Genomic DNA, 13,089 nt, shown 5'->3' on the forward strand with positions numbered 1-13,089 from the left:
CCCTCCCCTGAAGTCAACGCTCAAATGATGTGAATAAGCACATATGCCTTTTAGATTTTTTCCATATAAAAAACCCCTCCGCAAGCGAAGGGATCCCGATTCATTTCAAACGCAGGACGACATCATCGATTTTGATTTCGTGCGCCCCGAGCGGAGATTCGTCCGATTTGCCGAGCAGGAATTTCAGACCAGTCTGATCGTCTTGCGGCATCGTCCATTCGAAGCGGAACGTCTGATCCGCCTGCCCGAGTTCCACCTTCTCGCTGAGATAACGAGAGTAGACCGCGTTCTCGATCGTCACTTCGATGTCCCGTGCGACAGTCGAGCTTGCGCGGAACGACAGTTCGTAGGTCTTCCCTTTCTTGAGCTCGAGCCCGCCCTGTTCGAGCAGGACGCTCCAGCGTTCCTGTCCTTCCTGTCCGATCTGGATCCGTGCCGCGCCTTCGACCGCTTCGATCACGGCTTGCGCGTCATAGTGGACGTATTGTCCCCATGCTGCCAACCCATCTTCGAACGATCCGTTCTTCAGCGGATTCGGGTCGGCGATGACCGGCGTCACGTCGATCAGCTCGACGGCGTCAAGCGACACGGTCCCTTTGCCTGATTCGAACTCGAAGACGAGTTGGCTGAGCAGGTCCGTCCCGTTCGTCATCGTAAACGGAACTTCGAACGTCGTCATCTGCCGCTTCAATGCCACGGGCTGCGCCGCGAGATAGTCGACGTCCCCTTCCTCATTCCGGAGCGCTACCTTGAGCGCCGGGCCATCCGACTTCGCCTCGAAGCGAAGGACGTATTGCCCTCCTTCCTTCAACTGGACGCCGCGTTGTGTCAACGTCGACGTCAACCCCTTCTTGCCTCTCGCCGTGTAAGTGAACTGGCGCAAGTCGTCGACCGTCCCGAGCGACTTCGACAACCTGCCGTCGAATTGCCAGTAGGTCAGACGATCCATCGCCCCTTGGTCGAACGTCCCGTTGTAGACGAGGTTGCCGTCTCCGAGTGCCGGTTTCGTTGCGTTCTCGTCGATTTCACCGCGCGGAATCTGCTCGACGCGGACGTTGCTGATCTCGACAGGCGAACGCCCGCCGTTTCCGAGGTTGAATTCGAGACGGGCTGCGAGGTCCGTCTCACCGGTCATGTCGAACGTGAAGGCGTACGATTGGCGTTCAGCCGTCAGACGGATGTTTTCCTCGTTCGAGTATTTCGTATAGCCCCGCTCCGCCCCAGCGCCGACCTTGACCACCATCTGACGCTCAGCGTCGGAGTTCGCGTCAAAGCTGACACGGTATCGCCCACCTTGCGCAAGCGCGAGCTGCTGGATCATCTGGAGCGAGTAGGAGTAACTTCCCGGCTCTTCGATCGTCACGTGCGCAACGCGCCCGCTGTCCGTCTCCTTGACATTGACGTCCCCTTTGCCGCCGAAGTCCGGCAACTGGAGGAAGTTCCAGTACGTTGGATCGAGCGATTGGCCGTTCTGGTCTACACGCGTGATCGGCTCGAGGTAGTTCGTATCATAGATCAGGTTTCCGTCCTGCGGCTGCTTCGCTCCGTCAGGCAACGGAAGCGGCTCGTACGTCGGCTCGACCGGTTCGCGGTACTTCCCGTTCTTCAGGTCGTACACCCGGACGTACTCGACTTCCATCTCCGCCGGGAACGGCGTCGATGCGTCGGTCTCCCCGTCGAACCAGCCACCGACGGCAAGGTTCATGACGAGGTAGAAGTTCTGGTCGAACGGCGCCGGATAGCTGTAGTTCGTCGCCGTGTTCAACCCTTTCGAGTACCAGTCGTTCTGCGTCTGGTAGAGGTTGCCGTCGACATACCATCTCAACTCTCCCGGCTCCCACTCGACGGCATAGGTGTGCCAGTCCTTGATCGTACTGCCTTCCGGGAAGTGGTATTCCTTGCCTGTGTATTTGTTGTTCGGCCAGTTCTCGCCGTAGTGGATCGTGCCGGCGACACGGTCCGGCTTGCTGCCCCACGCCTCCATCACGTCGATCTCACCCGAAGATGCCCACGCACCGTAGCGATCCTCTTCCGGCAACATCCAGAAGGCCGGCCAGAGGCCTTTTCCAGCCGGCAGTTTCGCCTTGATCTCATAGCGGCCGTATGTCTTGCTGAAGAGCCCTTTCGTCTTCAGCTTCGCCGACGTATAGTCATACGCACCGAGCGAATCCGAGATCTGTTCCTTCTTCGCCTGGATGACGAGCTTGCCGTCGCGCACGAACGAGTTATCCTTCGCGTCCGTATAATATTGTTTCTCGTTGTTCCCCCAACCTGGCGCGACCGGGTTGCCGTTCCCGTCGATGATCCAGTTCCCCAGGTCATGGTCCCACTTCGTAGGGTCGATCTTTCCTTTGTCGAACTCGTCCGACCAGACGAGCGCCCATTTCGCCTTCTTCGCGCCATCATCGTCCTTTGCCGCGTCCGCTTGTTGCGTCGACAGGACAAGACCTGTCCCGACCAAAATCGCTGCGATTTTCTTCATCTCATTATTCCTCCCTTTTCAAAAAGACAGGCAAGGACCGAACCGGTTCAAAACGGTTTTAGCCTTGCCTGTCTTGTGAGTCACGCCTGTTGTTCGATTGCTTTCTTGTGCTTCGAGATGACATCCGCGTAAAAGTACGCGCTGTCCTTCCAGATGCGCTCCTGCGAGTCGAAATCGATATAGATGATGCCGAAACGCTTGTCGTAGCCGAAACTCCATTCGAAGTTGTCGAGCAGCGACCAGAGGTAGTACCCTTGAATGTTCATGCCTTCTTCGTTCAGGTCGGAGACGGCCTGCAGGTGCATGTTGACGTAGTCGATCCGGTTCTGGTCGTGGACGCGACCGTCTTCGAGCACGTCGTCGAATGCCGCCCCGTTCTCCGTGATGTAGATCGGGAGGTCCGTGTACTCTGCGCGCAGGCGGCGGATCAGATCCTTGAACTCGTTCGGCGCGATGTCCCAGCCCATGCCCGTCTTGTCATAGTCCGAGTAAGCACCCTTGTAGAGGAAGTCGCTCGCCGCGCTGAACTCGACGATGCCGCGGCTGTAGAAGTTGATGCCGAAGAAGTCGCATTTCGTCGAAATCGTCTCGAGGTCGCCCGCGTGGATGAAGTCGAACGAGTGGACGTATTTCGAGAACAGGTTCATCATATCGACCGGGTATTGGCCCTTGAAGACCGGGTCGAGGAACCAGCGATTCGAGTAACCGTCCGAGTTGTTCCGGGCGATCTGATCGTTCGCGGAATCCGTCTTCGCATAGACCGGCGACAGGTTGAGCGTGATGCCGATCGGCGTGCTTGATGCGAACTCGCCTTTGAGCAGCTCGACCGCCTTGCCGTGCGACAGCAGGATGTGGTGGACGGCGCGGACCGCTTCGTTCAGGTCCGTGTGTCCCGGTGCGTGCTGCCCGAGGTGATAGCCGAGGAATCCGGCGCACCATGGCTCATTGTGCGTGATCCATGAGTCGACGACCTCGTCGAGCTCTTCGAAGCAGACGCGGGCGAAGTCGAGGAACCAGTCGACTGATTCGCGATTGACCCATCCGCCTTCCTCGTGCGCCCACATCGGAAGATCCCAATGGTAGATCGTCACGGCCGGCTTGATGCCCTCTTCGCGGAGGCGAAGCGCGAGCTTCTTATAGAAGGCCATCCCTGCCGGATTGTACTCGCCCTTCGCCGGGAAGATGCGCGGCCAGGCGATCGAGAAGCGGTACGTGTCGACGCCGAGCTTCTTGATGTGCGCGATATCTTCCTCATAACGATGGTAATGATCACATGCGACGTCTCCGTTGTGCTTCTCGAACACTTTGCCGTCCGTGTCGCAGAACATGTCCCAGATGGAAGGTGTCCGTCCGTCTTCGGCGTGCGCACCTTCGATTTGATAGGATGAAGTGGCCGTCCCGAAGACGAAATCCTTGTTGAATTGCATAATCCATTACCCCTTTGTGTATTATTCTTTGACGGCACCAGCCGAGATGCTGCTGACGATGTACTTCGAGAGGAACAGGAACGCGATCATGATCGGCACGACCGAAATCGCGATACCGAGATAGAGCGAGCCGAGGTTCTCTGCGACTTGTGATCCCTTCAGGAAGCCCATCAGGACAGGCAGCGTGTACTTCTCCGGTGAGAAGAGCAGGACGAGTGGCATCAGGTAGTTGTTCCACGATCCGATGAACGTAAAGATCGACATCGTCGCGATCGCAGGCATCATCATCGGAAGCGCGATCGTGTGGAAGATCCGCCATTCACTCGCGCCGTCGATTCGCGCCGCCTCGAGCAAGCTCGGGTGCATCACCGTCTGGATGTACTGCCGGACGAAGAAGACGACGAACGGGCTCGCGATCGCAGGGACGATCAGCGGGATGAAGCTGTCGAGCAGGCCGAGGTTCTTGCTGAGCTCATAGAACCCGATCAGACCGAGTTGTCCCGGAACCATCATCATGACGAGCATGAAGACGAACAGGGCGTTCTTTCCTTTGAATTGATAGAAGGCGAACCCGAACGCCGTCAGTGCTGAGAAATATCCTGACAGGAGCGTCACGAGCACCGAAATGATCAAGCTGTTCTTGAAGCCGGACCAGATGTTGACATAGTCGCTCAGGACAGCGTAGTTCTCTGCGAGCGACGTCCCTGGCAAGAGCGAGAAGCCGGATAGGACTTCTTCGTTCGAACGGGTCGCGTTCGTCAGCATCATCAGGAAGGGAATGAAACAGATGATCGTCAGGACGATCAGCCCGGTGTAGATGACGCCTTTGCCGAACCAAGCGCGTTTCTCTGCTGGCGGCGTCGGTTGTTCCGGACGTCGTAGTTGGCGCTTCGGCTCCTCAGTCTGCGGGACGAGGCGCCGTGCTTCTGCGTTTTGTTCCATCGGTCAAGCCCCCTTCTTTTCCGCCTGCTCTTTTCGGAACATCCCTTTGAAGATGACGATCGAAAAGACAAGCGTGATGATGAACAGTCCGTATGCGACAGCTGCCGCATAGCCGTAGTTGTTGTACTTGAATGCTTGGTTGTAGAGATAGAGCACCATCGTGTTCAGTGCGCCGTCCGGTGATCCGAGTCCATCCGTCAGGAGCATCGGCAGATCGAACAGCTGGAGACCACCGATCAGTGACGTGATCATGATGTAGAGGAGAATCGGTTTCAAAAGCGGCAACGTGATACGTGAGAAAATCTGCCAACGAGTCGCCCCGTCGATCAAAGCCGCCTCGAAGTAATCCTTCGAGATGCCGGAAACACCGGCCATGACGACGATGAACGAGTGGCCGAACCACATCCATGTCAGGATGAGCGAAGCGGAAAGCTGGGCCGTCACCGGTTGTGTCAACCAGCTGATCGGCTCATCGATCAATCCGACCTTGAGCAACATCATGTTGAGCGATCCATGCTGCCAGTCGAGCAGGATGCCGAACAACAGCGCGACCGAGCTGATAGTGATCAGGTTCGGCAGGTAGAAGAAGGCCCGGAAGAAAGCGAGACCCTTCAGCTTGAGCTGCAAATCTGAGAACAGGAGGGCGAGCATGAGAGCTCCGCCGATCTGCAACGCGAAGTTGACGCCCCAGATCTTGATCGTGTTGAAGAATGCCTCGATGAAGTAGCTGTCTCCGAGGAGGCGGGTATAGTTGGCGAGTCCGACGATCTGCTCCCCTTCCGCTCCCGAGTAGTTCGTGAAGCTGTAGTAGAGCGTCAAAAGAACAGGGTAGATGCTGAACGTCAAGAAGACGACCCAGAACGGCGCAATGAATACATAGCCATAGCGGTCTAGTTTTTTCACGAGTGATGCTCCTTTCATGAAACAAGGTGGCAGACAGAATGCTGCCTGCCACCTGTCAAAATTGCTTAGTTGTTAACCTTGATGTCTGGGTATGCGTTCTTGACTTTCTTATAGAACTCTTCGATCGCTTCATCCTTCGACTTCTTGCCTTCTACATATTGAAGGACCGATGCGCCGTAGAGCGTATCAAGCTGTTGGTCGTACTTCGTGACGATACCAGGAGTGATTTTTTCTGCTTGGTCGAGGAAGAACTCATAGTTGTTCTGTCCGCCGAGGAACTCATCGCTGAAGTCAGATTTGATCTTGTCCGTAACTGGCGTGTAAGCAAGGACGTCGCCTGTCTCTTTCGCCCAGTCAGTCAAGAACTCGTCGTCTTGTGTCATCATCTTGACGAAGTCATACGCGAGCTTCTGCTTCTTCGAATCCTTGTAGACACCTAACCACGTTCCGCCCCAGAAGTACGGGCTTGGACCGCTCGTGACAGCCCAGTCGCCTGCCGTCGTCTTCGCGTTCTCTTTGAGGACGCTGTGCAGTCCCCAAGTCGGAAGGACGTACGAGAAGACTTGCGTCTCCGTCTGCTTGCCGTTTTCCTTGACCTTGATCGGCTTGTCCATGCCTTCGAACCAAGAAGGTGACCATTCAGGAGCGAGCGCCGTGTATTGTTTCGCACGCAGTTCCTTCGCGTAATCCATGTAGTCCTTCTTCTCTTGCGTCAGGACGAGCTCTTGGTTTTCGTTGACCCATGGTTGCGGGTTAGCGCCTTGCGAGAACCAGCGGATCGAGCCTTCATCCGGGAACATCTTGTAGCCTTTTTGCTTCATCTTTTCAGCGACTTCGAAGACGCCGTCCATCGAACTCATCATGCTGCCGACTTCTTTCGGGTCATCCGTACCGAGTACTTCCTTCGCGAGGCTACGCTTGTAGTAGACGCCGCCTGGAGTCGTCTGCCATGAGAGTGCACGAACGTTTCCGTCCTTGTCCTTACCGAGGTCATAGACGTACGGGATATAGTTGTCCTTGATTTTGTCTGCACCGAACTTGTCGTCAGACAGGTTCGCCCAGTAGCCTGCATCGACCCATTGCTTCAAGAAGGCGATCTCACCTGTGAAGATATCAGGTGCACCGACACCGCTCTCGAGTGCTGGTTTCAGCTTCGTCGGATAATCGGCGATCGGAACGATCGTCAGCTCGACTTTGACACCGTTCTTCTCTTCGAATTTCGTGATCGGTTTCTTCAGCTCGTCCGTGAACGACCAGATTTTGAGGACGTCGTCCTTCTTCTCAGTTGAACCTGAACTGTCTGAACATCCGCTAAGTACACCGGCAGCAAGCGTGCCGACCGTCATTACGCTAATTAGTTTTTTTCGCATGGGTTACCATCCTTTTCGTATGTTTTGATGATGTCGTGAACCTTGTTAATGCTTTCCGAAAATATCGAAAGCGCTTTCGGAAACTTTCGAAAAAAGAGCCGAATATTATATTCGGTGGGATTGGTTCATTTCGAAACCGCTCTCGCTCCTCATCGCAATCAAGTGCGAGAGCGATTTCGAAATCTTATTTCATCTTGCGAGCGGCGCGCAGGAATCTCGGACGATCAACTCGACCGGAATCACTTCTGTCACAGCCGTCCGTTTCTTCTGTTCGATCTGCTCGATCAGGACGTCAGCGGCCTTCTTCCCGATTGCGTCCGTATCTTGGCGGATCGTCGTCAACTTCGGTGTGATGTACTTGACCATCTCGATATCATCATATCCGATGACCGAGATGTCTTCCGGCACTTTCAGACCCGCTTCATGGATCGCTTCGATCGCACCGATCGCCATCTGGTCCCCTGCCGCGAACACGGCAGTCGGACGATCTTCGAGCGCGAGCAAGCGCCGCATCGCAGTCTTTCCGCCGTCGACTGAGAAGAATCCTCCATCGACGATGTAGCCGTCCGGTGTCGGCAACGAAAGTCTCGCCATCGCCTGCTTGAAGCCGTCGACGCGTGCAAGTCCCGCGTCTGTCGTTCCGTCACCTGCGATATGAGCGATTTTGCGGTGCCCAAGGCCATACAGATAGTCGACAGCGAGCCTTCCGCCTGCGATGTTGTCGGAAAAGACGACGCTGCAGTTCTCCGTGTCCATGTCGACGACGACGATTGGAATCGAGCTCCGAATCAGTGTCTGGACCTGTTCATCCATCTGGTCCGAGCAGATGACGACGATACCGTCGACCGCCCGGTGCTTGAAGTGCTCGAGATAGCTCATGTCACGGTTTCTGAGATTGCGTGACGCGAAGATCAAATCATATCCTTGCTGCTCGGTCGCTTGACGGAAGCTCTCGATGATGGCATTGAAGAATGGATGCTTCATCCCTACTTCGTTCGCTTCCGCGAACATGACGCCGATCGTCCAAGACTTTTTCGTCGACAGCGACTGCGCGTGCGCGTTTGGCAAGTATCCCATATCAGAAGCGGCCTGAAGGATTTTCGCCCTCGTCTTCTCACTGACATCCGAATAGTTGTTGAGCGCCTTTGAAACTGTCGTGATTGAAAATCCAGTCACTTTCGCTAAGTCGTATATCGTACCCATTTCATTGAACCCCATTTCATCGAAAGCGCTTTCGATAAATTTAGTATAGAAGTTCTCCTCCGAGGAATCAACCTTTTTTTGAAACCGCTTCCTAAAAAATGCTGTTTCTTTTTTCCTCTTCACGGAATCGACATATTCCGTCCCTTCCGAAACAGGGTATAGGGTAGATGAAGCATTTCCCTTCAAAGCAAAGGAGTGATGAGGATGGACTACTGGAGCATGCCTGCCGATCAAGTCGTGGAACAACTTGGCACCCGCCGCTCCGGTCTGACGGAGGAGGAGGCCGCCTCGCGTCTGCAGACTTATGGAGCGAATATCATCCGGGAGCAAAAGCGGACGACACGTCTCTCTCTGCTACTCAGTCAATTCAAGAACCCGATCATCGTCATCCTCCTCATCGCGACGCTCATCTCGGCCGGGACAGGTGAATGGATCGACGCGACGATCATCTTCGTCATCATCCTCGCAAGCGCAACGCTCAGCTTCTTTCAGGAACACAGGGCAAGCCGTGCGATTGAGGAGTTGCGGGCGAAGGTCCAGACGAAGTCGCATGTGTTGAGGAATGGGAGCGAGAAGGACGTCCCTTCGAGCGATGTCGTCCCCGGCGACATCGTCCTCCTCTCAATCGGCAGTCTCATCCCTGCTGACGGTCTGATTCTCTCGAGCACGGACTTCTACGTCAACCAGTCGATCCTGACCGGAGAGTCACTCCTCTCCCAAAAATCTGCCGGCATCCTGCCCGCTTCTTCCAGTGTCGAGGAACGGACGAACTGCGTCTTCACCGGAACGAACGTCCATAGCGGCAATGCTGTCATGATCGCCCTTCAAACAGGAAGAACGACCGTATTCGGTCAGATTGCGGAAAAACTGCAACTTCGACCACCGGAGACGGAATTCGAGTCCGGCCTTCGCCATTTCGGCTATTTGCTCACGCGGATGATGCTCATCCTGACCCTTGCTGTCTTCGCGATCAACATCTTCGTCGATCGCCCCGTCATCGATGCTCTTCTCTTCTCCGTCGCCGTCGCCGTCGGCCTGACGCCGCAACTCCTCTCTGCCATCGTCAGCATCACCCTCTCGAACGGATCGCGTATGATGGCGAAGGAAGGGGTGATCGTCAGACGCCTGAATTCAATCGAGAACTTCGGGAGCATGGACATCCTCTGCACGGATAAGACGGGCACGCTGACGGAAGGTGTCGTCCGCTTGAGCGGAGCTCTCGATTCAGACGGACGTCCTTCCGATTCCGTCTTCCGCCTCGCTTTCATCAACGCCTCCCTTCAGAACGCCCTCGCGAACTCACTTGACAAGACGATCGTCGCGGAGCGCCCACTCGACTTGAGGGGCGTGACGAAGCGCGAGGAGATTCCGTTCGACTTCACGCGCAAGCGGCTCAGCCTCGTCGTCGAGGAGGAGGGTGTATTGACACTGATCACGAAGGGAGCCTTCCACCCCATACTGTCAGCCTGCAGCCACATCGCCGCCAATGACGGAATCCGCCCGATCGATCTGGCGGAAAGCGCGGTGCTCGAAGCCCGGTACACGGCTTGGGGCAACGAAGGGATTCGCGTCCTCGGCGTCGCATCGAAAACGGTCGGTCTGAAGAACGATTATACGACGGCCGACGAGGCGGACTTGACGTTTCAAGGCTTCCTTCTGTTCTCGGACCAGCCGAAGGAGGACGCCGACGAGACGATCGCAGCCCTCGCGCGAAGCGGTGTCTCGCTCTGCGTCATCAGCGGCGACAACAAGCTCGTCGCCCTGCACACTGCGAAAGCCGTCGGACTCGACGTCAAGGGCGTCCTGACCGGCGGCGACTTGATCAAGATGAACGATGAAGCGCTCTGGTACAATGTCGAGACGACGAACGTCTTCGCCGAGGTCGATCCGAACCAGAAGGAGCGAATCCTGCTCGCGTTCAAGAAGAACGGTCACGTCGTCGGTTACCTCGGCGACGGCATCAATGACGTCCCCGCCCTGCATGCCGCGGACGTCAGCATCTCCGTCGACACCGCCGTCGACGTCGCGAAGGAGTCGGCCGACTTCGTCCTGCTCGAGAAAAATCTCGATGTGTTGAACCGGGGAATCATTCTCGGCCGGACGACGTTCGCAAATACGCTCAAGTACATCATGATCACGACGAGCGCAAACTTCGGAAATATGTTCAGCATGGTCGGCGTCTCACTGTTCCTCCCGTTCCTGCCTCTCCTGCCGAAGCAGATTCTGATGATCAATTTTCTAAGCGATTTCCCAGCCATCACGATCGCGAGCGATGCCGTCGACGAGGAGATACTCGAGACACCGCGGCGCTGGGACATCAAGGAGATTCAGCGCTTCATGATCGTCTTCGGTCTCATCAGCTCCGTCTTCGACTATCTGACGTTCGCCGTCCTCTTCTTTTTCTTCAAGGCATACGATGCGACCTTCCAGAGTGCCTGGTTCACTTTCTCAGTTCTGACTGAGCTCCTGCTGCTCCTCGTCATGCGGACACGTAAACCGTTCTACAAAAGCCGTCCTGCACGTCCGCTCCTTTATTCGACCATCATCATCTTTTTGCTTACGCTGCTCCTTCCCTACCTGCCCGTCTATACGATTTTGCGGCTCGAACCGGTCCGCCTGCCTGTCATCCTCTCCTTGTTCGGTCTCCTCGGCGGCTATGTCATCATGACGGAGATCGGAAAGCATTACTTCTTCAAGAAGGTGTCGACACGTTCATACAGCACTGGACATGAAACGAGACAGCGGGATTAAAGTCCGCTGCCTCGTTCGCTCCATCCTGTTGTTTCCTTCTCAATGCACAAGTTCGAGCACACTGATTCCCCGCTCGATCAATTGCGCGCGTTCGGCAGACGTCGCCTTCAGGCGCTCGAGGTCGAGCAGCAGGCTTTCCCGCTCCGCCTTGTCCTCCGTCAGCTCGAGCAGCTCGAGCCGAAGCAACCATGCCTCAGGCAGACTCGACAGCGCCACGTCGATCAGCTCGGACAGCCGCTGCGCGTCGATTTCCCCTTCCCGCATCTCGCGGACCGCGGCGAACAACGGGTCGGCAGGCGTCAACGGCCGTTCGATCCGCTCGAAGACGACCTCTTCCGGAATCACCTTCAGTTCCTCGACGTCCGTCCCCGGGAAGGCGGAGATGATCTGTCCAGCAATCAGGTCGAGTTGGTCGAACCGCTCGATGCCGTCAGCCGTCTCAAGTATGGCATCGACGAGCGTGACGATCGCCCGCTTGCCGTCGATCTCCTGGACCTCGCTGATGCGACCGCGGAGCGCAAGTCCCGCTTCGACCCAGTCGAGCGTCTCATCGAAACGGACCTGTGCGAGCACCTCGTTCAGCCCCTCACCGTGGAGCAATGTAAATCCTTCCGGATGCGAAGCGTGTCCCTGGCCTTCGATGACCCGGCCGTTCGCCGCAAGTGCGACCGGTCCCTTGAGACGGACACGCCGGAGCGTCCCGAATTCCTCGAGCGTATCCGGCGCACCGACGAGCGAGACGCCGCTGTCGAAGACGAGCGTCGACAAGGCCCCGGAGTCGACGGCCTTGCGCAAGCCGTGATCGCCGCCGCGCGCGAATGCCATCGTCGAAGCGTACTGTTCGAGCGCCTCCCGCAGCTGTTCGAACGACTCACAGACGAACAATTCCTTCTGCATGTTCGTCACGTCGTGCTTCGTCGCGAGCGCCTTCTCGAGCGAGAACGGGTGCTTGACGACAGCTTCCGTCAGGCAGTGCCGGCTTTCGCCGACCGACGAGAGCAATCCCGCCCCGTAGATTTGCGGTGCGTCGAGGTCGCCAATCAGCCCGAACTCGACCGTCCACCAGAACAGGCGCGAAATCTCGTTCGATTCCGAGATGCCCTGCACATGCGTCCGTGCCTCGGCGAGCTCGAGTTCCGCCTGCGCGATATCGCCTGGCGTCGAGAACGGGCTCTCCTTGACGACCGTCAATTTTTTCAGTGCACGGAAGACGGCGTGCTCCGCCCGGTGCGAGAACGATTTCGCACCGATCTCACCGAAGCGGCGGACGAATTCCGCGTAGACCGGGTTCATCAGGATCGGTGCATGCCCGGCCGCCTCATGTAGGATGTCCGGCGCCGGCGTGTAGAGGATGTTGTCGACTTTCCGGATGTCGGTCGCGATCGGCAGAAGGCCGTGCCCCTGGAAGTCGAAGAAGGCGACGCCCGGAATCAATCCGTCGACGGCGACCGTCCCCCAGCCGCCCCGGCTCAAGTTCGCCGTCATCTCGCGGACGTCCGGGATCCGCTCCGTGCTGATGCCGGAAGCCTTCAGCCCTTCGAGGTAAGCAGGATGCGCCGTATGTTGCAACGTATGGAGATTGAGCCGCATGACGTACCGCCAGACCGCGTGATCCGTCGGCGTGTAGTCTTCGTAGTGCTGCGGTGCGACGTGCGGTTTCAGATGACTTGGAATGATCGGTGTTGACATGGAAGTTCCTCCTTTTGATCAGCTTGACACTCCCACGGCTAAAGCCGCAAGCTCGAATCCTTCGGTAGGCGTGGGATTCTGAAGTGCTTGTACGAACGCAGCCCATTTCTGTTTTGTTCAAGCCTTCAGATGAGGGTGTGCCATCACCCCTCCTGAGACAGACCATATAGGTTCTCAGGCTGGTGGACTGTTACCATCCACCACAGGTCATTGCAGGTGTGTCCATCTTATATTTTAGCGTCTTTTGCATGACGACAGGCATCGTTTTACCGGTCACATGTTTTCGTGACCGAACCGCGTACGATGATTAAGGGACGATGGA

At 56.6% G+C, this 13,089-nt stretch carries 8 protein-coding genes; 1 reads left to right on the forward strand and 7 read right to left on the reverse strand.

Going from position 1 to position 13,089, the window contains the following annotated elements; genetic code table 11:
- Window positions 1–100 precede the first annotated feature (100 nt).
- The 6 genes from DFG60_RS09315 to DFG60_RS09340 form a co-directional block, all read right to left on the reverse strand.
- Window positions 101–2,482, reverse strand: coding sequence for a carbohydrate binding domain-containing protein (locus DFG60_RS09315; protein WP_114571492.1), 2,382 nt, complete (start codon window positions 2,480–2,482; stop codon window positions 101–103).
- An 80-nt stretch (window positions 2,483–2,562) separates the two neighbouring features.
- Complete coding sequence (locus tag DFG60_RS09320) at window positions 2,563–3,909, reverse strand: GH1 family beta-glucosidase (protein WP_114571493.1); 1,347 nt, start codon at window positions 3,907–3,909, stop codon at window positions 2,563–2,565.
- A 21-nt stretch (window positions 3,910–3,930) separates the two neighbouring features.
- On the reverse strand, window positions 3,931–4,851 hold the full coding sequence (locus DFG60_RS09325) for a carbohydrate ABC transporter permease (protein WP_114571494.1): 921 nt from the start codon (window positions 4,849–4,851) through the stop codon (window positions 3,931–3,933).
- Window positions 4,852–4,854: 3 nt separating this feature from the next.
- A complete protein-coding gene (locus DFG60_RS09330) occupies window positions 4,855–5,754 on the reverse strand; it encodes a carbohydrate ABC transporter permease (RefSeq protein WP_114571536.1) in 900 nt (299 codons plus the stop codon).
- Window positions 5,755–5,819: 65 nt separating this feature from the next.
- A complete protein-coding gene (locus DFG60_RS09335; RefSeq protein ID WP_114571495.1) occupies window positions 5,820–7,124 on the reverse strand; it encodes an ABC transporter substrate-binding protein in 1,305 nt (434 codons plus the stop codon).
- 189 nt (window positions 7,125–7,313) lie between these two features.
- A complete protein-coding gene (locus DFG60_RS09340) occupies window positions 7,314–8,327 on the reverse strand; it encodes a LacI family DNA-binding transcriptional regulator (RefSeq protein WP_114571496.1) in 1,014 nt (337 codons plus the stop codon).
- A 204-nt stretch (window positions 8,328–8,531) separates the two neighbouring features.
- Here DFG60_RS09340 and mgtA point away from each other — a divergent pair, with 204 nt between their 5' ends.
- Complete coding sequence (mgtA, locus tag DFG60_RS09345; RefSeq protein WP_157964516.1) at window positions 8,532–11,078, forward strand: magnesium-translocating P-type ATPase; 2,547 nt, start codon at window positions 8,532–8,534, stop codon at window positions 11,076–11,078.
- 39 nt (window positions 11,079–11,117) lie between these two features.
- Here mgtA and DFG60_RS09350 read toward each other — a convergent pair whose 3' ends face one another.
- Window positions 11,118–12,767, reverse strand: coding sequence for an aromatic amino acid hydroxylase (locus tag DFG60_RS09350; protein WP_114571498.1), 1,650 nt, complete (start codon window positions 12,765–12,767; stop codon window positions 11,118–11,120).
- Window positions 12,768–13,089: the final 322 nt, after the last annotated feature.

Source organism: Exiguobacterium flavidum (assembly GCF_003344535.1).
In the GTDB taxonomy this organism is placed as follows: domain Bacteria; phylum Bacillota; class Bacilli; order Exiguobacteriales; family Exiguobacteriaceae; genus Exiguobacterium_A; species Exiguobacterium_A flavidum.